Genomic DNA, 23,330 nt, shown 5'->3' on the forward strand with positions numbered 1-23,330 from the left:
AACCCCGCCACCCGAACCAACCAACACGTCAACCCGCCCGGTCAGGATAGCGAAGAACCGCTCAGGCCGACGGCTCCGCGGTCCGGTTGGCGCGGACCTGGTCCAGCCGGCCGGCCAGCTCGTCGGTGAGCAGCAGGTCCCGCCGGATGTCGTCGTGCGGATAGGCGGCCCGCCCGACCATGTGCGCCGCGACCGGGGCGGTGGCGAGCTGGAACATGCCCACCAGCACCAGCGTGGTGATGTCCACACCGGTACGCAGCCGCAACGCGCACCCGGTCAGGACCAGCAGCAGCCCGAGCACCTGCGGCTTGGCGGCCGCGTGCATCCGGGACAGCACGTCCGGGAAGCGGACCAGGGCGATGCCGGCGGCGAGGCTGAGCAGGGCGCCCGCGATCAGGCAGACGCCGGCGGCGGTGTCGAGGACGGCGTCGACAGTCACTTCGGGTCTCTCCGCGTCGCGAACCGCGCGACGCTGACCGAGCCGACGAACCCGACGACGGCGAGCACCACCAGCACCGGCAGCGCGGTGGCGTCCCGACTGTAGGCGGCCTCGGTGGCGATGGCGGCGACCGCGACGGCGAGCAGCACGTCGGTGGCGACGGCCCGGTCGAGGATCGACGGCCCGCGGATGATGCGGAACAGGGTCAGTCCACCGGCCACGGTGAGCAGCACGGTGACGATCACGGCCACGACTGTCACGTCGGTGCCCCTTCCAGGTCGACCGGCTCGGGTGGGCCGGTGGGGTCCAGCTGGCGGAGCCGGCGCAGCTCCTCGGCCGAGCCGACGGCGGCGACGATGCGTTCCTCCAGCTCCCGCACACCGCGCCGGAACCGTTCCACCTCGCCGAGCGTCCGGACGCCGATGACGTGCACGTAGAGCGTGCCGGTCTCCCGGTCGGCCTCCAGGATCAGGCTGCCCGGCACCAGCGACAGCGCCTCGGCGGTGAGGGTGAGGTTGAGGTCGGTGTTCACCCGCAGCCGCACCGCGATGATCGCCCCGCGTGGGGTGTGCCCGAACCGGACCGCGAGCCAGGCCACCTGCGCGGACGCGACCACCAGGTCCCACAGGAAACGGGCCAGGAAGCGCGCCAGCGGCACCGGCCGGATCCGCCCGCCGAACGTCACCGGCGGCAGCGGGAAGACCACCAGCAGCACGGCCGCGACCGCCAGGCCACTGATCACGTTCGCCCAGGTGAACGTGCCCCACAGCAGCACCCAGACGGTGACCAGGCCGGTCACCGCGACGGCCCGGTTACGCCACCGCACGCGGCGGGTCAGCGGCTCACGCGCAGGAGTGGTCACGGCGCACCGTCCGGGAAGACGGCCTCGACGTACGGGGCACGGCGCAGCAGGTCGTCGGCGGCGTCGGTGCTGATGTCGAAGAGCGGCCCGGCCACCACCGTCAGCCCGAGACCGAGCACCACCAGGGCTGCGGTGGAAGCGGTCATCAGCCGGGGCAGCACGGCGCCGGCCGGCGCCGGATCGTCGTGCGGCTGCTCCGCGCCGTCGGTGCGGGCCGCCCGGACGGTGTCGTCGGGGCCCGGCATGTCCGGGTGCGGGGCCCGCCAGAACGCGAGGTTCCACACCCGGGCGATCGCGTAGAGCGTGAGCAGGCTGGTGAGCAGCCCGCCGGCGACCAGCGCCCAGGCCAGCACCCCACCGTCGGACACACCGGCCTGGACCAGGCCGACCTTGCCGAGGAACCCGGAGAACGGCGGGATGCCGGCCAGGTTGAGCGCGGGCACGAAGAACAGCACCGCCAGCAGCGGCGACAGCCGGGCCAGCCCGCCGAGGCGGTCCAGCGCGGTGCTGCCGCCGCGCCGTTCGACCAGGCCGGCGGCGAGGAACAGGGTGGTCTGGATGGTGATGTGGTGCACCACGTAGAAGATCGCGGCGGACAGGCCGATGGCGGTGGTCAGGCCGACCCCGAACAGCATGTAGCCGATGTGACTGACCAGCGTGAACGACAGCAGCCGTTTGATGTCCGACTGGGCCACCGCGCCGAGGATGCCGACCACCATGGTCAGCGCCGCGATCACCAGCAGCAGGTCGGCGGTGCGGCCGCCGGGGAACAGCAGCGTCTCGGTCCGGATGATCGCGTAGACGCCGACCTTGGTGAGCAGGCCGGCGAAGACCGCGGTGACCGGCGCCGGCGCGGTGGGATAGCTGTCCGGCAGCCAGGCCGAGAGCGGGAACACGGCGGCCTTGATGCCGAACGCCAGCAGCAGCATGCCCTGGAGGACCAGTCGCAGGTCGTCCGGCAGCGCGTCCAGCCGGTCGACGAGCTGGGCCAGGTTGAGCGTGCCGGTGGCGGCGTAGATCAGGCCGATCGCGACCAGGAAGATCAGCGACGACAGCAGGCTGACCACGACGTACGTGGTGCCGGCGCGGATCCGGTTCTCCGTGCTGCCCAGCGTCAGCAGCACGTAGCTGGCGACCAGCAGGATCTCGAAGCCGACGTAGAGGTTGAACAGGTCGCCGGAGAGGAACGCGTTGCACACGCCGGCGGTCAGCACCAGGTAGGTCGGGTGGTAGACCGACAGCGGCGTCTCCTCGTTGCCGTCGGCCATGCCCTGCCCGATCGAGTAGACCAGCACGCAGAGCGTGACCGCGGCGGAGACCACCAGCATCAGCGCCGCGAGCTGGTCGGCGACCAGCACGATGCCCAGCGGCGCGACCCAACCGCCCACCTCGACCACCAGCGGGCCGTCGAGGGTGGAGCGGACCAGCAGCAGCGCCGCGACCGCCACGGTGGCGGCGAGGACGGTGATGCTGACCCACCGCTGGGCACGGGCCCGGCCGACGAGCAGCAGCGTCAGGGCGGCACCGAACAGTGGCATCACCACCGGCAGCGGGACGAGCCAGCTCATCGGGTCCTCCCCGGCTCACCGGCGGCCACCCGCCGGTCGTCGTGCGGCACGGCCACCGGAACCCGGTAGGCGGTCTCCGGGTCGGCGGTGCCGGGGCCCTCGTCCCGGTCGGCCAGCTCCATGATCCGGCGGTCCTCGACGTCGTCCTGCACCTCGTCGTGCCCGTTGAGGTGCCAACTGCGGTACGCCAGGGCGAGCAGGAACGCGGTCATGCCCAGCGTGATGACGATGGCGGTCAGCACCATCGCCTGCGGCAGCGGGTCGGACATCTCCTCCTCGGTGGTGGTGCCGACGATCGGCGGACCGCCGGCCCGGCCACCGGTGAGCAGCAGCAGGTTCGCGCCGTTGCCGAGCAGGATGACCCCCATCAGCACCCGGGTGAGGCTGCGTTCCAGCAGCAACGTGACCCCGGTGGCGAACAGGACGCCGACCACCACGACGTAGACCAGGTTGGGGCTCACACCAACTCCTCTTCCCGTACGTCGGTCGGGGTGGTCTCCCCCTGGTCGGCCTCCTGCTGACGGTCCATCTCGGCGCCCAGGCTGCGCAGGATGTCCAGCACCAGGCCGACCACGATGAGGTAGACGCCGACGTCGAAGAAGACCGACGTGACGAAGTGGACGTGACCCAGCACCGGAAGGTGGAGGTCGAGCGCCGCGCTCTGCAAGAAGTCGCCGCCAAGCAGCATCGCGGCGACCCCGGTGCCGACGGCGACGAACAGGCCCGCGCCGAGCACCCGGCCGGCGTCCACCGGCGCCGCGCCGTTCAGCTCGGTACGCCCGCCCGCCAGGTAGCGCACCGCCAGGCCGAGGCCGGCGACCAGGCCGGCGGCGAACCCGCCACCGGGCTGGTTGTGGCCGGAGAAGAGCAGATAGATCGAGAAGAGCAGGATGGCGTGGAACAGCAGCCGGGTGACGACCTGGAGGATCACCGACTGCGCGCGGGTGGTGGCGCCGCCGGTCAGCCAGCGTGGGCGCACCGAGTTCTGGCGGCCGGCGCCGGGGATGCCGCTGCGCAGGTCCAGGGCGCGGGACCGGCGGAAGATCAGGCTGGCCACGCCGGTGGCGGCCACCACCAGCACGGCGATCTCGCCCATCGTGTCCCAGGCCCGGATGTCGACGAGCGTCACGTTGACCACGTTCTTGCCGCCGCCGTACGACACCGCCTCCTCGGGGAACCCGACCGAGATCGGCGTCGCCACCCGGGCGCCCGCCGCCACGTACGCCATGCCCGCGGTGACCACGCCCACGGCCACTCCGAGCGCGACCCGCACCCGTCGGCTGGACCGGATCGGGCGGGCGGAGAACTTCGCCGGCAGCCGGCGCAGCACCAGCACGAACATCACGATCGTGACGGTCTCCACCAGGAACTGGGTCAGCGCCAGGTCGGGCGCGCCGTGCAGGATGAACAGCAGCGCCGTGCCGTAGCCGGTCACCCCGACGAGGATCATCGCGGTCAGCCGGCGGCGGGCCCGCGCGGCCGCCACGGCCGCGACCACCACGGCGGCGCCGGCGGCGGCCTGCAGCGGGGTGTCCCAGAGCTGGTAACGCTCGGGCCACGGCACGCCGACCAGCAGCGCGCCGCCGGGCAGCACGACCAGCACCAGCAGGATGACGCCGAGGTAGAACGGGAGCGATCCGCGCTGCGTGGCGCCGGTGAGTTCGACCGCCGCGCGGTCCACGGCGCCGGCCAGCCGGTCGTAGCCGGTGGCGCCGTCGAAGGGCAGCCGCGGCAGGTGCGGCCGGCGCCGGTGCAGCAGCAGGAACAGCGCGACGCCGGCGGCGACGGCCAGCGCCGACAGGCCGAGCGCCGGGGTCAGCCCGTGCCAGAGCGCGAGGTGGTAGCCCGGATCGGCGTCGGGATACTGGTCCGCGTACGGGGCGAGCACCCGGTCCACGGCCGGGGCGAGGACGCCGACCGCGAGGCCGGCGACGGCGAGCACCGCAGCGGGCGCGACGAACGCCCGGTCGACCGGCTCGGGCCGGGTGGCGGCCACGTCGGGCTTGGCGGCGAACGCGCCCCAGAGGAAGCGCACCGTGTAGGCGACGGTCAACGCCGAGCCGGTCACCAGCCCGGCGAGCACCACCAGATCGGTGGCGCCACCGTGGAGGAACGCCTCCAGCGCGGCCTCCTTGGCGACGAACCCGGCCAGCGGCGGCAGGCCGGCCATGGAGGCCGCCGCGAGCCCGGCCACCACCGCCAGCGCGGGCGCCCGCCGGCCCAGGCCGCTGAGCTCGCGCAGGTCCCGGGTGCCGGCGACGTGGTCGACGACGCCGACGACCAGGAACAGGGTCGCTTTGAACAGGGCGTGGGCCAGCACCATCGCGGCGCCGGCCAGCGCGGTGTCCCGGGTGCCGGCGCCGAGGATCACCATCAGCAGGCCGAGCTGGCTGACCGTGCCGTACGCCAGCAGCAGCTTGAGGTCGACCTGCCGCAGCGCCGTCCAGCCGCCGAGGAACATGGTGAGCAGGCCGCCGGCCAGCAGGACGCCGCGCCACGCGGTGGCCTGACCGACCGCCGGGCCCATCAGCGCGACCAGGAACACCCCGGCCTTCACCATGGCGGCGGCGTGCAGGTAGGCGCTGACCGGGGTCGGCGCGGCCATCGCGCGCGGCAGCCAGAAGCTGAACGGGAAGATCGCCGACTTGCTGGTCACCCCGAGCAGGACGAGCACCAGCGCGACGGTGAGGTAGCCGCCGTCCGGCAGGTTCTGCGAGATCTCCGACCACCGGTACGAACCGGCGTGCTCGCCGAGCATCACGAAACCGGCGAGCATCGCCAGGCCACCGAGCGTGGTCACCAGCAGCGCCTGCATGGCGGCGTGCCGGCTGGCCCGTCGGGTCGGGTCGCTGCCGATCAGCAGGTACGAGAAGACCGTGGTCAGCTCCCAGAACACGTAGAGCAGCAGGAGGTCGTCGGAGACCACCAGGCCCAGCATCGCGCCGGCGAACGCGACGAACACCGCGGCGAACCGGCCGAGGCCGGGATCGTCGGAGCGGAAGTAGCGGGCACTGTAGGCGAGCACGAGCGCGCCGACGCCGCCGACCAGCAGCACCATCAGCCAGGACAGCGTGCCCATCCGCAGCGCGAGGTCCAGGCCGAGCTGCGGCACCCAGGTGACCGTCTCGACGACCGGCGCGCCCGAGCGGACGCCACCGGTGCGGGTGAGGGCCCAGATCGCCGCCGCGGCCGGGACGGCCGCCAGCAGGTAGAGCGCCCGACGGCCCCAGATGCGTACCAGCGCCGGGGCGGTCACGGCTGCGAGCGCATGGACCGCCACCAGAACCAGCACACAGCCCCCTCAAGATCGACACGTGGTTAGTCAACCCTAACCGGCACCGGGGGGATCGACCACGTCGACAGCGTCACGCCCGTCGGGACGCATCGGGACCGGGTCGGCCGGGTACCGCACCAGGTCACGCGCGGTCGGGCCGGCGTCCCCGCCGTACCGGACCGGCTCGCCGGCCTCGACGCGCGGCGGGCGGGCCGACGCCGGCCCCGGACGACGAGGAGATGCCGTGATGCGTGGGAGCGCCGGAGGGCGAGCGGCGGATCGGTCCGGTGCTCGTCGTCGACATGGGGGTGCGGTTCACCCGTCCCGGCGGTCCGGATGGTTCACGGTGACCACGGTGTTGGTGTCCCCCTCGCCGCCCTTGACGACGGTGCCGTTCCCCGCCTGTTCAGGTCGACACAGGAGGTCCAGCGCGCCCGGCGTCCCGGCTGCCGCGCCCGCCCGACGGCCTCGGACATCCGTTACGCTCGCCGGCATGATCGGCGTCTCGACCGGTCCGCTCGACTCGGCAGAGAGGCAGACCACCATGACGGCGGTGGAGGGCCAACAGCCCGTTACTGCGGACGCCGCGGTCGTCGGGCCGGGCGCGGAGGAGGACATGCGGTCGCTGTTCGGGCAGTCCACTGCGGTCTTCGCGTCGCTCGCCGGGCCGACCCACGTGGTGCGGAGCGCGAACCAGGCGTTCCTCACCGCCATCGGCGAGGAACGGGCGAACACCGGGGTGGCGCTCGCGGAGCTGATGCCCGAGCTGGCCGGCCAGGGCTTCATCACGCTGCTGGACCAGGTCTACCGCACGGGCGAGCCCTACACCGGTCGCGACGTCCGGGTGGTGCTGGGCACCGGAGCGCACGCGCGGGAGGCGTTCTTCGACGTCACCTACGAGCCGCGGCGGGACGCCGACGGTGCGGTCGTCGGCATCCGGGTGATCGGCCTGGAGACCACCCAGGTGAAGCACGCGCAGCGGCTGATGGCCGAGCACCGGGCTCTGGTGGAGCAGATCGCGCGGCAGGCGCCGCTGGCCGAGGTGCTCGACGGGATGGCCCGCTGCATCGAGCAGCTCGCACCGGAGGAGGTGCTGGTCTCCGTCCTGCTCGCCGATCCCGACGGCCGGCACCTGCGCCACGGCGCGGCACCCAGCCTGCCCGACTTCTACAACCAGGCCATCGACGGCATCGCCACCGGTGAGGGCGTCGGCTCCTGCGGCACCGCCGCGCACCGGCGGCAGCCGGTCGTCGTCACCGACATCGCCACCGACCCGTTCTGGACCGACTTCCGCGCCCTGGCCGAGCGGGCCGGGCTGGGCGCCTGCTGGTCGACGCCGATCATCGGTCGCGACGGCAGCCTGCTGGGCACCTTCGCCGTCTACCACCGCACCCCGCGCGTCCCGCAGGACGCCGACCTCGCGCTCGCCCGGGTCTTCACCGGCACCGCGGCGCTGGCCATCGAACGGCACCACATCGAGCAGGCCAAGGCCGCCGTCGACGCCGAGGTCAGGGCGGCCCGGGACGAGCTGGCCAGGGTGGTGCGGGCGGAGCGGGAGCTGCGGGCCGAGGCCGAGCAGCGCGCCGCCGCCGCCGCGGAGATCACCGCCCGGGTACGCGCCGCGGCCGCCGCGCTGGCCACCACGCCGCACCCCGACCGGTGCCAGCTCGGCGGCGCCGACGGGTGCGAGGCGGCGGCCGAGATCAAGCTCGCCGACTCATGGGGTGACTCCGCGTGGGGCTGCCCCCGCCACGTGGAGGAGGCCATCCTGAACGTGCGGTCGGTCTTCATCGCCAACGAGGAGCTGGGCGGCCTGGCCGCCTATCTCAACCGTTGACGGCCGCAGCGGCCGGAGGCCCCTGGTGGCTGCGTTCACATCGGGCTCCCCTGCTGCGATCGGGGGCTGCCGGGCAACGGCGTGCTACGTCACGGACGTGTTGTAGCGATCAAGTGTCGCCTTGGAGGTTGAGGCGTCGCGGAAGACAAGTTCCCAGGGGCCGGTGTTCACGTCCATGTCCTTACCGAAGCCGATCCACTTCCCGGCCATCCTTCGGCCGGTGGGCTCGGCGATGAGTTGGATCGCCCCGTGATATCTGGCGCCCCGGTAGTAGCCGGTGGGGTCGGTCTGCTCGACCCAGGTGCCGGTGACGACGGCGCCGTCCACGCTCAGGTCCAGGGAGAGTGACGACGACGCCGAGCCGGGCAGGCTACGGGCGGTCAGCCTGTCGCCGTGCTGGAGCAGGACGACGAAGTGTTGTCCGGCGAAGGAGTCGCCCCGGCCGCTGGAGTAGTACTGGTAGCGGCTGAGCCATACGCCCTCGTACGACCGGTGGGCGGTGGTGGGCCTGGACGTGGGTATCGGTGTGGCCAGGCTGGACATGGGAGATGTCAGGTCGTGGCCACCGCGATCGTCGTCGGCGACGTGGCCGCCGGGCACCGCGGCGAAGCCGAGCAGCGAGATGGGTAGACCGGTGACGACTTCCAGCGCGCGGGCGTAGATCGGGCGCGGTGCGGCGATGGCGCCGGACTCCCATCGCTGGACGAGCCGCTTGTTGGCGTCGTTGGGTTCACCGACGCGGTGGCCGGCGGCTTGCAGCGCGCGAGCGAAGTCGTCCTGGCTCATCCGCATCCCGGTGCGGACGGCGCGCAAGGCGGTGTTGGGAGCGGTCATGCCCGACACCCTAGCGATATGTCGCCTTAATGTCGCCGGCTGAGCGGCCTAATTGTCGGGTCTTGTGCCGTCGCAGCAGGTGACACGCTGACGTCACTGTGGATCTGCGACGGTCAGCGTGCCGCCGCTTTCTACTGACGGAGGTGGAGATGCCGGGTAAGGGCAAGAGCCACGGTGAGCAGATCCAGGCGGCCGAGCGGGAGGCGGCGAGGCGACGGATAGAGGGTTCTGTCCAGAGGCTTACCAGCGAGTCGGTCGTCAAGCGCCTGGAAGGGGCGCGCTTCGGCCACAGGGCGAGGCTACCGATCAGCTACGACAAGTTCGAACCGCTTACACGTCTGCCAGCAGTGGTGATCTCAAAGCTCGGTCCACAGAGGCGTTAGCGGTTACCGCTCGTCCGAGTGCTGGTGCGGCCGGTTGGCCTTGATCCACGCCTCAACGTCGACACGAGCCCAGATGCGCATCCGGCCGTTGCCGACCACGTCCAGCGGGTCCGGGAAGCCGGGTCGCCTGACGATCTCCGTCGCCCGGGTGCGTGAGACACCGCCGAGCATCTCGGCGACGTCTGCCAAGGCCACGAGTCTCACAGTTTGACCGTAGGCACGACTTGCGTTGCTACTTCGTCACTTGCCTACTTGACGGTGGCGAAGTGGCAAGTGAGTCCAGTGGGGTCACCGAACCTCGGGAGGTCTTCGCAAGGATGTCCGAATTAATCTCATCTGCCGGTACTGGGATCTGGTCCGGGATGGCGTCCCGGTCAAGCCACCGGGCGGTCGGACCGGAGCTGTACTTCGAGGTTCGCCGCGTGCCCAGGAATTACGGTCATGCACCCGCACGAGGACTGAGAGACAAACCTCAGGGTCCCCTCCGGGGGATCGCCCATGGGACTCGGGTGAGGGGCGGGTCGACGATGGACGGACGTCCCGACCCCTGGAGGCCCGATGTTCCGTCGTCCGTTGGCCGTAGCCGTCGCCGCGCTGGCCCTGCTCGCCGCAGTGCCCGCGATCGCGACAGCCGATCCCGGGCCACCGGGTCTTGCCTGGGGTGAGTGCGCCGACGACCTGCCGAACGTTCCGCCCGACCCGGGCGTGCGGTGCGCCCGGCTCCGGCTACCGGTGGACTGGGCCCGACCGCACGGGGCGACGTTCGAGCTCGCCGTGGCGCGCCGGGCCGCCCGGGTGCCGGAGCGGCGGGTGGGCACGCTGGTGTTCGGGCCGGGCGGCCCCGGAGACTCCGGGGTGGAGCGCATCCGCCGGGGCGACCGGTTCAGCGACGAACTGCTCGACCGGTTCGACCTGGTCAGCTTCGACCCGCGTACGGTGGCCCGCAGCGCCGCCCCGGTCTGCGTGCCGGACCCGACGCTGCGCCGACCGCCGATCCCGCTGGCCGGCCCGGCCGACTTCGACGCCCTGGTCGCGTACAACCGGGCCTGGTGGGCGCGATGCCGTCCGACCAGCCCCGTCTTCGACCACGCGGACACGCTCAGCACGGTGGACGACCTGGAGGCGCTGCGGCGTGCGCTGGGCGAACGGCAGCTGACCTTCCACGGCAGCTCGTACGGCACGTTGCTGGGCCAGCAGTACGCCGAGCGGTACCCCGGCCGGGTGCGGGCCGTCGTGCTGGAAGGCGTGTTCGACCACAGCCTCGGCGTCCGGCCGTTCGTGCGCACCCAGGCCGACGCGTTGCAGGACGCGTTCGACGAGTTCGTGTCCTGGTGCGACCGATCGGCCGAGTGTGTGCTGCACGGCCGGGACGTGCGCTCGGTCTGGGCCGGGGTGCTGTCCCGCGCCGACCGTGGCGAGTACGCGCCCCGTACCGCCTTCGACGTCACGGCCGTGGCCCTCCGCGAGCTGGCCGGCCCGCGTTGGCCGCAACTGGCCACCGCCATCCGGAACATGGCCGCCGGCACCCCGCCCGACGAGGTGAGGCTGCCGATCGCCGTGGCGGCCTTCTGCGCGGACTGGCCGGTCCCGGTGCGGACCTACGACGAGTACGCCGGTCTGGTCCGGGAGGCGGCGGCCGTCGCGCCGGACGTCCGCTACGGCGCCGGGTTGCTGGCGGTGCAGACCTGCCTCGGCTGGCCGTCCCCGGTCCGGAACCCGCCGCACCGCCTGCACGTACGCACCCGCACGCCACTGCTGCTGCTCAACGCCCGACACGACCCGCGCACCGGCTACGCCTGGGCGACCGACGTCGCCCGGCAACTGGGCCGGCACGGGCGGCTGGTCACCTACGAGGGTTGGGGCCACGGCACGTACCTGCGTACCGACTGCACCACCGCCGTGGTGGACCGCTACCTCGTCGACCGGACGGTGCCCGCCCCCGGCGCCCGCTGCCCGGCGGGCTGAACCGGGGACGGCGCGCGGCGGGCGCGTCAGCCGCCCTCGGGCGACTCGACGTGCTCGCCGGTGACCGCCTCCGCCTCCGCCAGGCAGATCTCCAACAGCGGGAAGTCGTCGTAGTTGCTGAGGACCACGCCGACCCACCCGGTGTCCGGGTAGACGGTCCAGTTCGCACCGACGCCGCCGGCCCCGCCGCCGCGCCCGAACACCCACTGGCCGCCGATGATCGAGACCGGCATCGTGTACCCGTCGAACGAGGTGGGCGCCGGGCCGGGCTGCTTGGCCGCGGCGAACAGGTCGGCGTAGGGGCGGTCGAGCAGCGTGCCGTCGCGCAGCGCCTCCGCGAACCGGACCAGGTCCGGCGCGGTGGCGAAGCCGTCGCCCGAGGCGTGACCGATGAAGTCGCGGCCCGGGTTCCGGCCCGCGATGGGCGGTTCCACGCTGCCCCGGTCCAGGTGGCGCACGGCGTCCACCCGGCTGCCGCCGGCCTGGCGCATGTACGGGTGCGCGATGTGCCGGTCGGTGAGCCACTGGGTCCGGGTGTAGAACCCCGAGCCGCGCATGCCGGCGCGGGCGAAGACGTGCTCGTGCACGTAGTCCCAGAACGTCAGGCCGGACACCACCTCGACGATCCGCGCCGCCATGGCCAGGCCGACGCCGGCGCCGGGGAGGTGGCCGTTGGATCCGGCGCCGGGCACCCCCGGCAGCGTCGCCTGCCGGATCCACCACTGCTGGTACTCGTGCACCTCCGGCCGGCTGTGGAAGACGCGCGCCCAGTCGGGCATCGGCGCGTCCAGCCCGGAGGTGCCGACGAGCAGGTGGTGGATGGTCACCCGCTCGGCGATCGCCGGCGGCAGGTCCGCAAGGTGGGTGCCCACCGGATCCGACAGCGACACCGTGCCCCGCTGGGCCAGTTGCAGGATCGCCACCGTCAGGAACGGTTGGCTCGCCGAGGCGAGGTTGAACGCCACGCCCTGGTGGTTGCGGATCCCCCGCTCCCGGTCGGCCATGCCGTAGCTGCGGGACAGCACCGTCCGCCCTCGGTACGACAGCAGCACCACGCCGGAGAACTTGTCCTGCGCCGCCAGCTCCGCCACGAACCGGTCGTACGCGCCGCCGGGTCGGGTGGCCCGCGGGATCCGGCCGTGCCCGGACGACGTGGCACCGGGCGGGCCAGGGGCGGGAACGGTCGGGGCGGCGTGGGCGGGGCCGGCCCCCAGCAGCGGCGCGCCGGCCGCCACACCGGCCGCGGCCAGCCCGCCCCACCCGAGCAGTCGCCGCCGGTCGACACCGCGTACGGGATCCGATTCCATGATCACACTCCGTTCCCTTCGTTCTGGCGTGTGGTTCCGTGCCTCCACCCAAGTGGGGACGCTGTTGCGCCGGCGTATGCCTTTTTCGATACGTCCGCCGACCCGGTCGCCGTGACGGCTCTCACCGCGTCACCGCGGCTGATCAGCGGCGTTCACCGGGTAGGAGCGGTAGGCATGACGTCGGTATCCGAGGTAGCCATGAGCAACGAGACCGGCCCGGTCGACCCGGCCCGCCTGCGGGCCGTGCTCGACGGACCGTGGGCCCGGGTCCGCGACGCGCACCGCGAGCACCTCGACGGGCGTTTCCTACCGGTGTACGGCGAGACCGGCGACCAGGCGCGCGAGCGGATCAGCCGGCTGCTCCGCGAACTTCCGGTCGAGCTGGGGATCGGCGGGGGCTTCCCCACCGAGTACGGCGGCGACTCCGACGTCGGCGCCTCGATCGTCGCCATCGAGATGCTGGCCCAGGTCGACCTGTCGCTGATGGTGAAGGCGGGCGTGCAGTGGGGCCTGTTCGGCGGCGCGGTCGCGGCCCTCGGCACCCGGCGCCACCACGACGCCTACCTGCGCGACATCATCGCCGGCGAGGTCTTCGGCTGTTTCGCGATGACGGAGACCGGCCACGGCTCGGACGTCCAGCACCTGCGCACCACCTGCGTGTACGACCCACGGACGCAGACGTTCGACCTGCACACCCCGCACGAGGCGGCGCGCAAGGACTACATCGGCAACGCGGCTCGCGACGGCCGGATGGCGGTGGTCTTCGCCCAGCTGATCATCGAGGGGCGGCGACACGGCGTGCACGCCTGGCTGGTCCCGATCCGCGACGCGCACGGCAACCCGCTGCCCGGTGTGACCATCGGCGACGCCGGGCCGAAGGCCGGCCTGCTCGGCGTGGACAACGGACGCCTCAGCTTCGACCACGTGAGCGTGCCGCGCGACATGCTGCTGGACCGCTACGCCCAGGTCGCGGCGGACGGCACCTACGCCAGCCCGATCGAGAACGACTCCCGGCGCTTCTTCACCATGCTCGGCACCCTGGTCCGCGGCCGGGTGAGCGTCGGCGGCGCCGCCTCGGCGGCCACCAAGGCGGCGCTGACCATCGCGGTGCGCTACGGCGACATCCGCCGCCAGTTCGGCACCCCCGACGCCGACCGGGAGGTGCTGCTCAACGACTACCTGGCCCACCAGCGCAAGCTGCTGCCCGCGCTGGCCACCACGTACGCGCTGACCTTCGCCCAGGCCGAGCTGGTGACCGCGCTCACCGAGGTGCAGGGCGGCGACGGACCGGTCGACGAGCACCGGCAACGGGAGCTGGAGTCCCGGGCCGCCGGCCTGAAGGCCGCGCAGACCTGGCACGCGACCCGCACCATCCAGATGTGCCGGGAGGCGTGCGGCGGCGCCGGCTACCTGGCCGAGAACCGGCTGCCCAGCCTCAAGGCCGACACCGACGTCTTCACCACGTTCGAGGGCGACAACACGGTGCTGCTGCAGTTGGTGGCCAAGGGGCTGCTCACCGGCCACCGCGACGAGTTCGGCTCGTTGGACGGTTGGGGACGCGCCTCCTTCGTCGCCGACCAGATCCGCGACATGGTGCTCGAACGCACCGCCGCGCGGGCGCTCATCGAGCGGCTGACCAGCGCCGTGCCCGGCCGCGACGACGAGGTCGCCGTCACCGACCGCGGCTGGCAGCTCACGGTCTTCGAGGACCGCGAGCGGCACCGCCTCGACGGCGCGGTCCGCCGGCTGCGCAACGGCGCCGCCACCAAGAAGGACCGCCCCTTCGACATCTTCAACGACGTGCAGGACCACGTCCTCGCCGTGGCCGCCGCCCACGTCGACCGGGTGACGCTCGAGGCGTTCGTCGCCGCCATCGACGCCACCACGGACCCGGCCGTACGGGCGCTGCTCTCCCGGGTCTGCGACCTCTACGCGCTCAGCGTCGTCGAGGCCGACAAGGGCTGGCTGCTGGAGCACGGCCGGCTCACCCCGGCCCGCGCCAAGGCGATCACCGCGGTGGTGAACGGTCTGCTGAAGGAGCTGCGCCCGCACCTGCGGACGCTCGTGGACGGCTTCGCCATCCCGGACGCCTGGCTGCACTGCGCCGTCCTGCGCGAGGAACCCGACCGACAGGAGACCATGGCCGTCCACGACGCCGCCACCACCTGACGCGCCCGCGCCGCCTACCGGCTCATCGCGAAGTTGCTGATGGCCCAGACGACGGCGAGGGAGGCCACGCCGACCACCGCGGCCCACAGCGCACACCCCATGCCGTACTTGCGATCGCCGGCGAGTACCCGCTCGGTCTCCGTGGGCTCCCAACTCACGGCGAGGTAGCGACCGGTTCTCGGCAGCGTGAGCGCGGCGGCCCCGCTGTCGAGGAGCACCGGCCGGCCGATCACGTGCAGCGGGAGGCCCGGGGGCACGACCTGCTCGACCACCCACACCCGTTCCACGCGCCGCGCCGCGTCCGCGGGGACCAGCCCGCGGTCGATGAGGTCCTGGAGCCACCGGCCGTGGCGGCGAGGACTGGTGGTCTCCTCGCCGACGACGGTCCGTACCGGCGTGGGACCGGCGTGCGCCACCGGCAGCCGCGTCCGCGCCCACGCGGACAGTCGTGGGTCGCTGGTGGCCGCCTGGAGGAGCCGCGCCGACACCGCGGCTGTGCCGGTGGCGTCGGCCACCCCGAACGGGTCCCCCGCGGACTGCTCCCACAGCACTTCCGTGCTGGTGTGCGGCGGGTCACCGGAACTGTCGACGGTGTACACCATGGTGCGGAACCACACCGCCTCGACGCCGGACAGCGGCGCGACCACCAGCCCGGCGGGCCCCGGCGCGGTCTCGCCGTACACGGCCATCCGTCGGGGCAGCCGGGTCCCCGGGCGCAGCGCGGCACACGGGGACACCGGGTGTCGGCGGACCCACCGGTGCTGACGGCCGCTCGACACGGCCAGGGCCAGCCATACCGGCGCCAGCACCAGCATGGCGTACCCGACGAATCCCAGGATCGCGACGACGACCGTCAGGAAGGTCACGCGGCCAGGGTAGACATCGACCGCCAACGCTGCGTCGCGCGGGGAGGTGGGGGCCAGCCCCCGGCACGACAACGGGTGCCAGCCTCCTTATCCCGGACGCCCGCCGCTCATAGCGTGAAGCCGGTGCGGGGCCGCCGTCCGGGCGGCCCTGGTTCCCGAGGAGTCGTCCATGATCCGTGTAGTCCGTACCGCCCTGCTCGCCTCGCTGGTCGCCTGCTGCGTCACGGTCAGCTCCGCGACGCCGTCGTCCGCTTCGGAAGACGGCGCGGGGCCGGCCCGGCTGACCCTGCCGGCGCCGACCGGCCCGTACCCGGTGGGCACGGTGGAGCTGCATCTGGTCGACCGGTCCCGCGCCGATCCGTGGACGGCCACCCCGGTCGATCGCGAACTGATGGTCAGCCTCTGGTACCCCGCCCGGGACGTGGACCGCTTCCCGCGTACGCCGCACATGTCGCCAGGCGCGGCGGCGCACTTCGGCAGCGCCGACGGCGCCGGTCCCGGCCTGTACGGCATACCGGCAGGGTCGGTGGACTTCGCCGCGACCCGGACCAGCGGCCACCGGGCCGCGCCGGTGGCGCGGCACCGGCGGCCGTTCCCGGTGATCCTCTACTCGCCCGGTGCCGGCGACCCGCGGACCTGGGGGACCACGCTGGTGCAGGATCTGGCCAGTCGCGGGTACGTGGTGGTGACCATCGACCACACAGGCGACGCGTCCGAGGTGGAGTTCCCGGACGGCCGGGTCGCCGCCGGCGTGCTGACGCGGCTGCTCCAGGAGGCCCGGCAGCCCGAGGACTTCCAGCGGTTGGCGGCCACGATCTTCGACGTCCGGCTCGCGGACACCCGTTTCGTGCTGGACCAGCTCACGGCGCTGAACCGGGGCGCGAACCCGGACGCGGAGGGCCGGCCGCTGCCCGCCGGTGTCGCCGGCGCCGTGGACCTGCGCCGGACCGGCATGCTCGGCGTCTCCGCGGGCGGGATGACCGCCCTGCGGGTCATGGACGAGGACCCCCGCATCAGGGCCGGCGTCGACGTGGGCGGCAACGTCGAGTCACCGCTCCTGCCGGACCCCATCGGGTTGTGGCCGGTGGCCCGGCACGGCCTGGACCGGCCGTTCATGCTGATGGGCGACCCCGGCACCGACCACCACCGGACCCCGTCCTGGAGGATGCTGTGGGACAACAGCCGGGGCTGGCGCATCGACCTGCACCTGCGCGGCGCGAAGGGCGAGGACTCCTACAAGGACACGGTGCCGTTGATCCCGCAGATCGCCCGGCAGCTCGGCCTCCCCGACAGCTTCGTCACCGCCGCCGTCGGGAGCATCGACCTGACCCGGGCCGTCCGCACCGAGGAGACGGTCGTCGCCGCCTTCTTCGACAGGTGGCTACGGGGCCGGGACGGTCGGGTGCTGGACGGGCCCTCCCCCGCCCTCCCGGACGTCACGTTCATCCGCTGACGACGCCGGCCGCCGGGTAGGTTCGCGGGCATGAGTGACGACACCTTCCGCTCGGTGGACATCGAGCGCACCGGCCTGGGGACCTACACCGTGCGGAACGCCCGCGGCGGTTCGATCTCCCTCGGCTCGGGCCAGGACGACACCTTCACGCCGGTGGAGCTGCTGCTGGCCGCCATCGGTGGGTGCACCGCCATCGACGTCGACCACATCACCAGCCGCCGCGCCGAGCCGGACCGCTTCGCGGTCGAGGTCACCGGCGAGAAGATCCGCGACGAGGCCGGCGGCAACCGGATGCGCGACCTCCGGGTCGAGTTCACCGTGACGTTCCCGGAGGGGCCGGACGGCGACCGGGCCCGTGAGGCGCTCCCCCGGTCACTGCGTCAGTCGCACGACCGGCTCTGTACCGTCTCCCGTACGGTCCAGCTCGGCACTCCCGTCACGATCGTCGACGTCGCCGGCGAGGAGTGACGAGCCCGGCGATGGCCGTCATCGGGTGGCGCCGCTCGTCCCGCCCGCGGCGTTGAGGTAGGTGAGGACCGCGAGCACGCGCCGGTGCCCGCTGTCGGTCACGGCGAGTCCGAGCTTGGCGAAGATGGTGCCGATGTGTTTGTGGACGGGTTTCCGCCCCCCGCCGGTCGAGGCCATGGGCGGCCGCGAATGACGTGTCCGGACCGGTCGCCGGCCTCAGCGCCGGGCGCCACCCGGTCGGCCCCGGCCGGCGCCGGAGGACTGGCGAGCGCCGCGCGCGGCCCGTACCACCGGGGCCGCGCTCGCGCCGGGGCGGAAGTCCCGCGCGACGCCGGCCACCATCTCGTCGGGGTCGCGACCGAGCGCCCGGCGGATGTCCGCCGGGATCAGCTCCGACCTCGCCATCGCCATCCGGACCTGCACCGAGCGGTCGTCGAGCAGGCGTCGCAGGTCCGCCTCGTCCAGCTCGACGGCGAGCACCAGCGCGGCGCGGACGTCCGCCACCGGGTCCTGCGCGAGCGCGCTGCGCTGGGTCGTGGTGGTCCGCGGGTTACGGGCGAGCCCCTTGCGGACCCGTGCGGTGCGATCGGCCATCAGGGCCGTGATCGTGTCGGGGTCGTGGGTGTGGGTGGCGAGTCGTTCCCGTACCTCGGGTGAGACGTCGTCGACCAGCCGCGCGGCCAGCTCGGGCTCCAGGTCGCGGCGCTCCGCCAGGAGACCGCGCAGCTCCTTGTCGGGGGCGTCCGCCATCGCCCGGCGGACCGACTCGTCGCAGGCCGGGTTGCCGGCGACCGCCCAGCGGACCCAGCGGTCGGCGTCCTTCACGAGGCGCAGGAGGTTGCCCACCGAGGTCGAGGGGTTCCGCGCCACCGCCTCCCGGACGTGCCGGTCGTGGTCGCGGGCCAGCGGTCGCAGGGCCTGCGCCGGCGCGTCGGTGCGGGTCGCGACCGCCTTGCGGACCACGGCCGACGGGTCGGACGCCAGGTCGATGAGGGCCATCTGGGACGTGGCGGGGTCCTGCGCGAGGGCGAGCCGCGCATCGACACCCGCCCCGGTCGCTTCGCTCACGCCGTGGTGTCCGCCCGCGTCCCGCTGCTCGCCCATGGGCGTCATCATGTCACGGCCCGGTTTCCGCTCCGCGAGCCCTGACCAGCGCTTCGCCGATGCCGGTGCCGGTCAGTCCCGGCCATCGGGCGGGCCGTCCGGCGTACCGTCCGCGCCGGCTACCCGCACCAGGACGCCCGCGCTGCGGTTGTGCGTCTCGATCCAGGTGTTCAACGCCGTCCGACAGGCGAGGTCGACGTGCCGCAGACCACCCAGGTCCAGGTGTACGGGCCGGCTGGCCGGGAGGGCGTTGAGCGCGGTGAGGATCGTGGGCAGGCGCAGGAAGGTGGCATTGCCGGTGAGGGTGACGTCGATCGGGCCGGTGCCCCCGTCGTCCACACCGACGCGCACGTGGGAGGTCTCCCAGGCGGTCTTGACGATGGCCAGGCCGAGACCGACGAGCACGCCGACGAACAGGTCGGTCAGGAGGATGGTCAGGGCGGTCACCGCCAGCACCAGCACCTCCCCCCGGTGTCCACGCCACAGCTCGGGCATGGACCGCAGCGGCAGCAGCTTCGTCCCGGCGTGGATGAGCACGGCGGCCAGGGCGGGCAGCGGGATGAGCTCGATCAGGCCGGGCGCCGCGGCGGCGAACAGGAGCAGCCACACCCCGTGCAGGACGCGGGCGGCCCTGGTTCGCGCACCGGCCCGGACATTGGCGGAGCTGCGCACGATGACCGCCGTCATCGGCAGCGCGCCGAGCATCCCGCAGATCGCGTTGCCGGTGCCCTGGGCCACCAGCTCCTTGTCGAAGTCGGTACGCGGCCCGTGGTGGAGCCGGTCCACCGCCGCCGCGCTGAACAGGCTCTCCGCCGACGCGATCATGGTGAACGTGGCGACGCTGGCCAGCACGCTCAGCTCCGTCAGCATGGTCCAGTGTCCGATCGACGGCTGCACGACCGAGAGCAGGCCCGCCACCTTGATCGTCGCCACCGGCAGGTGGAGGACGCCGGCCGCCGCGGCGGCAGCGATGACCGCGACCAGCGCCGCCGGCACCTTTCTCAGCCGGTCCGGCAGCCGGTCCCACGAGAGCATGACCAGGAGGGTGGCCACGCCGACGGCGAGTGACATGCGGACCGTGGTGGAGCCGAGGACGTCGCTCCACAACCCGGGCAGACCGGCGAACTTCCCGAATCCGGTATGCGGCGCCTCGCGGCCGGACAGCACGTAGAGCTGGCCGACGATGAGCAGCAGGCCGATGCCGGCGAGCATGCCGTGCACCACGGCCACGGAGATGGCCCGGAACCAGCGGCCGAGTCGGAGGAACCCCAGGACGACCTGGATCAGGCCGGCGACCAGCACGACCGTGCCGAGGCCACCGAGGCCGTGCCGGCTCACGGTGTCCGCGACCAGCACGGTCAGGCCGGCGGCCGGACCGCTGACCTGCATGGTGCTGCCGGGCAGGCATCCGACGACGAGACCGCCGACGATGCCGGTGACCAGGCCCAGTTCGGCCGGTACGCCGGAGGCGACGGCGATGCCCACGCAGAGCGGGAGCGCGACGAGGAAGACGACGACGGAGGCGGACAGGTCGGCGCCCACGGCACGCCAGGGCAGGGTCGGAGACGACATCGTTCACATCCGGAAAGAGTGGACGGGGCAACTGTTTTCCCCGAGACGCAGCACGGCGGGAAAGGCATTGTCGGCGAACGGGGAGCGCCATTCGACAGGCGTGGTCGGGTGCCGGAAAAAGAGCGAGGTTCATTTCTGTCACGGCGCGGCGGGCGGAACCGCGACCGGGGGCGGCGATCCCCTGTTCCCATCCGGACTGCTCTCCTCCCGTCGTCGCGTCAGCGCTGGTGGAGTGGGTGCCACCGACTGGACCGCGACCGCGTCGACCCACGGCGACCAAGGCGACCGACCGAGCGACGCCGCACCGGCGCCAGCGACGACCAGGCGCATCAGGAATCCGATTCCGGTCTTTCAGCGACGGCTCGCCGGCAACCCTCGCCAATATATCGGGATAAATATTATTCGCACAGCGCGCAGACGTTCGGCTCACCATTTGGACCCGGTTGGATGGCGCGGCCGGGGTCTACCGGGGCACGGCCCGGAACCACTCCTCCCGGTCGGCGGGGTCGGGGCCGCGCCGGGGCGACGTCGGCGGCTCCGCACCGGTGACCGGCGCGTAGTGGTCGAAGCTGGTGGTCAGGACCGCCTCGCCGCCGGTGAGGTCGGGAAGGGCCGCGACGACCTGCGGGATCCGCGCCGACGGCAGGGTGCCGCCCACCTCGAGATACCCCCCGGCGACGGCGGTGTCGTGGACGACCGCGCCGAGCCGGCCGAGCAGGGCCAGCACGGTCTCCACCGCATGCTGCGGAAGGTTGACGTCGAAGCGCTCGATCGGCTGGCACACCCGGGTGCCGGCCCGGCGCAGCGCGGCGGCGACCACCACCGGGGCGAGATTGCGGAAGTCCGCCGCCACCGTCGAGATGGACTTGTCGAACTTCTGGTGCGGCCGGCTCTGGCGCGGGGCGTACCGGGACGCCGTCATGGTGACCGTGCAGTCGGTGACCGGCCAGCCGTGCGGGCCCTGCCGCAGCCCGGCCCGCACGCCCTCCTCCGTGGCGGCGACGAACGCCGGCGGGAGTCGGCCGGGCTCGACCCCGGGGCGGAACTCGACGCCGTGCCCCACCGGCGCGGCCTCGATGCGCAACCCCAACCCGGCCAGGTACGGGTTGCCCCGCTCCTGTACCCGCTCCTCGGCGGCGCCGGTGCCGGCGACCCGTTCGATGCAGGCGGTCAGCGTGCCGGAGAACCGCACCCGGACGCCGTACCGGTCCTCCATGAGGGCGGCCAGCACCTCCTTCTGGACCTCACCGTGCAGGCGGATCACCGCCTCCGCCTGCTGCTCGTCGAGCCGCAGGTCCACCAGCGGGTCCTCGTCGGCCAGCTCGGCCAGGCCGGCGAACATCGCCAGGCGCTGGTGCGGCTCCACCGGCTCGACGACCGCCTGCCGGGTCGGCGGCGGGAACCGGTAGGCGTGCCGCCGCGGCGGGTCCCCGATGTGCTGGCCGATCCGGGCCGACACGCCGCGTACCGCGGCGATCTGCCCGGCGGACACCGAGGGGCGCACCAGGACGCCGTCGGGTTCGGTGACGGCGATCTGGGTCACCGTCTGGGGATCGGCCCCCGCGAGCCGGACCCGGTCCCGTACCCGGAGCCGCCCGGACCACAGCCGCAGCCAGGCCCGCCGGCCGTGGCCGTCCCGATCGACGGCGAAGACCGTGCCCGCCAGCGGGCCGTCCCGCTGCTCGCCGCGCGGCAGCAGGTCGGCCAGGAGATGAACGAGTTGCCGGACCCCGGCTCCGGTGATCGCCGAGCCGCACGCCACCGGGCTGAGCTCGCCGCGGCGTACCGCGTCGCGGATCGCGCGCCGGACGTCACGGACGCGTACCGGCTCGTCGGTCAGCCACCGCGCCGCCACCGCGTCGTCGACCTCCGCCACGGCCGCGACCACCGGTTCGGCGTCGAGGGGTACGGCCCGCACCCGGGCGTCACGTGCGCCCTGACCGACGACCGTGGTGAGCATGACCGGAGACGCTCCGAGCCGCTGGCGGACCTGGGTCATCACCCGGTCGACGTCGGCGCCGCGGCGGTCCACCTTGTTGAGGAAGAACAGCGTCGGCACGCCGATGCGGCGCAGCGCCCGCCAGATGGCGACGGTCTGCGGCTGAACCCCTTCCACGCTGGACACCACGAGCACGGCGGCGTCCAGGACGGCCAGCGAACGCTCGACCTCCGCGATGAAGTCGGGGTGGCCGGGGGTGTCCAACAGGTTGACGCTCAGGTCGCCGATCGCGATCGACGTGACCGCGGCCCGGATGGTGATGCCGCGCCGGCGCTCCAACTCCATCGAGTCGGTCCGCGTCGTGCCGGCGTCGACACTGCCCAGGCGGGAGACGGCGCCCGCCTCGTAGAGCAGGCGTTCGGTCAGGCTGGTCTTTCCGGCGTCAACATGGGCGACGATTCCGAGATTCAACAAGGCCAAGGCAGAACTCCACGGTAGGACGGTCCAGGGTCCGGGGCGTGGAATCTGCTCGCATCGTCACTCCTCTTGGTCAACGGTGGGCCGTCTCCAGGTTCGCACACCGACGGCGTCGCCACCACCGGTTTCGATCCCTGCCCGTGCCGGCTCCGGCTACCGGCCGACCGGGTCGCAGTTCACGCTGGTCCGTCGGACCGTGTACTCGCGGTCGTCGGACGTGATGCCGGACGGCACGCCGTCGAAGTGGGTCTCCACCTTCTCCCAGCCCCGACGCTGCTCGTAGTGCAGGTGCGGGGCGCCGGAGTTGCCGGTGCTGCCGGTGCTGCCGACCCGCCCGAGCTGGTCGCCGCGGGCCACCCGTTGGCCGGCGGCGACCAGCGGCGGCTCCAGCAGGTGCAGGTACTGGGTCTCCCACTTCCCGCCGTGATCGATCGTGACCCAGTATCCGCCGCCCCGTCCCCTCGGCCCGTCCGGATCCTGCGGGGTGCGACCGCCCAGCGAGCCGTTGATCCCCGCCACGGTGACCGTGCCGGCGGCGGAGGCCAGCACCGGCCGCCCCCACGCCTCGCCCGTGGTCGGAAAGAGGTCGACGTCGTAGTCGTCGTGCCCGGGATAGGTGGACAGCCGCCACGTCTCGCCGCAGGTCACCGGGAGCTGGAAGACCGGCCGCGGTCCCGGCGGTCGCAGTAGCGGCACCACGACCACCGCACCGGCGACCAGTGCCGCGAGGCCGCCGACAACCGACGCGACGCGAATCGCGCGGCGGTGCGGCCCACGGTGGGGCCGGAGGTCGCGCGGACGGTGGGAGGTCAT

The 23,330-nt window shown here is 73.2% G+C and carries 19 protein-coding genes; 5 read left to right on the forward strand and 14 right to left on the reverse strand.

Features of this window, described 5'->3' with window-relative positions:
* Positions 1 to 61: 61 nt before the first annotated feature.
* Genes mnhG through ACH495_RS27735 form a run of 6 tightly spaced genes read right to left on the reverse strand, consistent with a single transcriptional unit; the run spans position 62 to position 6,161 of the window.
* Positions 62 to 439 carry a monovalent cation/H(+) antiporter subunit G gene (gene mnhG, locus ACH495_RS27710; RefSeq protein WP_396860646.1) on the reverse strand — a complete coding sequence of 126 codons (378 nt, stop codon included), beginning with the start codon at positions 437 to 439 and terminating at the stop codon, positions 62 to 64.
* Positions 436 to 699, reverse strand: a complete 264-nt coding sequence (locus ACH495_RS27715; RefSeq protein ID WP_396860647.1) for a monovalent cation/H+ antiporter complex subunit F — start codon at positions 697 to 699, stop codon at positions 436 to 438. Before ACH495_RS27715 ends, mnhG begins: the two co-directional genes overlap by 4 nt.
* On the reverse strand, positions 696 to 1,301 hold the full coding sequence (locus ACH495_RS27720; protein ID WP_396860648.1) for a Na+/H+ antiporter subunit E: 606 nt from the start codon (positions 1,299 to 1,301) through the stop codon (positions 696 to 698). Before ACH495_RS27720 ends, ACH495_RS27715 begins: the two co-directional genes overlap by 4 nt.
* Positions 1,298 to 2,869 (reverse strand): Na+/H+ antiporter subunit D, encoded by a 1,572-nt coding sequence (locus ACH495_RS27725; protein ID WP_396860649.1) that lies wholly within the window; start codon positions 2,867 to 2,869, stop codon positions 1,298 to 1,300. The genes ACH495_RS27720 and ACH495_RS27725 overlap by 4 nt, the downstream gene beginning before the upstream one ends.
* Positions 2,866 to 3,330: a Na(+)/H(+) antiporter subunit C gene (locus ACH495_RS27730; protein ID WP_396860650.1), complete on the reverse strand. Its 465-nt coding sequence runs from the start codon at positions 3,328 to 3,330 to the stop codon at positions 2,866 to 2,868. Before ACH495_RS27730 ends, ACH495_RS27725 begins: the two co-directional genes overlap by 4 nt.
* The gene (locus tag ACH495_RS27735; protein ID WP_396860651.1) at positions 3,327 to 6,161 is read right to left on the reverse strand and encodes a Na+/H+ antiporter subunit A; all 2,835 of its coding nucleotides are present in this window, start codon (positions 6,159 to 6,161) and stop codon (positions 3,327 to 3,329) included. The genes ACH495_RS27730 and ACH495_RS27735 overlap by 4 nt, the downstream gene beginning before the upstream one ends.
* A gap of 475 nt (positions 6,162 to 6,636) precedes the next feature.
* Between ACH495_RS27735 and ACH495_RS27740 the strand changes: the two genes are divergently transcribed.
* The gene (locus ACH495_RS27740) at positions 6,637 to 7,980 is read left to right on the forward strand and encodes a GAF domain-containing protein (protein ID WP_396860652.1); all 1,344 of its coding nucleotides are present in this window, start codon (positions 6,637 to 6,639) and stop codon (positions 7,978 to 7,980) included.
* 84 nt (positions 7,981 to 8,064) lie between these two features.
* Here ACH495_RS27740 and ACH495_RS27745 read toward each other — a convergent pair whose 3' ends face one another.
* Positions 8,065 to 8,823 (reverse strand): helix-turn-helix domain-containing protein, encoded by a 759-nt coding sequence (locus tag ACH495_RS27745; RefSeq protein WP_396860653.1) that lies wholly within the window; start codon positions 8,821 to 8,823, stop codon positions 8,065 to 8,067.
* A 377-nt stretch (positions 8,824 to 9,200) separates the two neighbouring features.
* On the reverse strand, positions 9,201 to 9,401 hold the full coding sequence (locus tag ACH495_RS27750) for a helix-turn-helix transcriptional regulator (protein WP_396860654.1): 201 nt from the start codon (positions 9,399 to 9,401) through the stop codon (positions 9,201 to 9,203).
* A 354-nt stretch (positions 9,402 to 9,755) separates the two neighbouring features.
* Between ACH495_RS27750 and ACH495_RS27755 the strand changes: the two genes are divergently transcribed.
* A complete protein-coding gene (locus ACH495_RS27755) occupies positions 9,756 to 11,162 on the forward strand; it encodes an alpha/beta fold hydrolase (protein ID WP_396860655.1) in 1,407 nt (468 codons plus the stop codon).
* A 26-nt stretch (positions 11,163 to 11,188) separates the two neighbouring features.
* On the opposite strand, the gene ACH495_RS27760 is transcribed toward ACH495_RS27755, so the two are convergent.
* Entirely contained in the window at positions 11,189 to 12,469 is a 1,281-nt protein-coding gene (locus ACH495_RS27760; RefSeq protein WP_396860656.1) for a serine hydrolase domain-containing protein, read from the reverse strand.
* A gap of 174 nt (positions 12,470 to 12,643) precedes the next feature.
* On the opposite strand from ACH495_RS27760, the gene ACH495_RS27765 reads away from it, so the two are divergent.
* Positions 12,644 to 14,638, forward strand: a complete 1,995-nt coding sequence (locus ACH495_RS27765; RefSeq protein ID WP_396860657.1) for an acyl-CoA dehydrogenase — start codon at positions 12,644 to 12,646, stop codon at positions 14,636 to 14,638.
* Positions 14,639 to 14,652: 14 nt separating this feature from the next.
* Here ACH495_RS27765 and ACH495_RS27770 read toward each other — a convergent pair whose 3' ends face one another.
* Positions 14,653 to 15,504, reverse strand: coding sequence for a hypothetical protein (locus ACH495_RS27770; protein WP_396860658.1), 852 nt, complete (start codon positions 15,502 to 15,504; stop codon positions 14,653 to 14,655).
* Positions 15,505 to 15,673: 169 nt separating this feature from the next.
* Between ACH495_RS27770 and ACH495_RS27775 the strand changes: the two genes are divergently transcribed.
* Positions 15,674 to 16,957: an alpha/beta hydrolase family protein gene (locus ACH495_RS27775; protein WP_396860659.1), complete on the forward strand. Its 1,284-nt coding sequence runs from the start codon at positions 15,674 to 15,676 to the stop codon at positions 16,955 to 16,957.
* A 30-nt stretch (positions 16,958 to 16,987) separates the two neighbouring features.
* Entirely contained in the window at positions 16,988 to 17,425 is a 438-nt protein-coding gene (locus ACH495_RS27780) for an OsmC family protein (RefSeq protein ID WP_396860660.1), read from the forward strand.
* Between the two features lie 216 nt (positions 17,426 to 17,641).
* Here ACH495_RS27780 and ACH495_RS27785 read toward each other — a convergent pair whose 3' ends face one another.
* The 4 genes from ACH495_RS27785 to ACH495_RS27800 all read right to left on the reverse strand — a co-directional run bounded on the left by ACH495_RS27785 (position 17,642) and on the right by ACH495_RS27800 (position 23,330).
* A complete protein-coding gene (locus ACH495_RS27785) occupies positions 17,642 to 18,529 on the reverse strand; it encodes a hypothetical protein (protein WP_396860661.1) in 888 nt (295 codons plus the stop codon).
* Positions 18,530 to 18,601: 72 nt separating this feature from the next.
* Positions 18,602 to 20,101, reverse strand: a complete 1,500-nt coding sequence (locus ACH495_RS27790; protein ID WP_396860662.1) for a SulP family inorganic anion transporter — start codon at positions 20,099 to 20,101, stop codon at positions 18,602 to 18,604.
* A gap of 463 nt (positions 20,102 to 20,564) precedes the next feature.
* Positions 20,565 to 22,511, reverse strand: coding sequence for a GTP-binding protein (locus tag ACH495_RS27795; protein WP_396860663.1), 1,947 nt, complete (start codon positions 22,509 to 22,511; stop codon positions 20,565 to 20,567).
* Positions 22,512 to 22,670: 159 nt separating this feature from the next.
* Positions 22,671 to 23,330 carry a M23 family metallopeptidase gene (locus ACH495_RS27800; protein WP_396860664.1) on the reverse strand — a complete coding sequence of 220 codons (660 nt, stop codon included), beginning with the start codon at positions 23,328 to 23,330 and terminating at the stop codon, positions 22,671 to 22,673.

Origin of the sequence: Micromonospora sp. NPDC018662 (assembly GCF_044391475.1) — a bacterium.
Taxonomy (GTDB): domain Bacteria; phylum Actinomycetota; class Actinomycetes; order Mycobacteriales; family Micromonosporaceae; genus Micromonospora.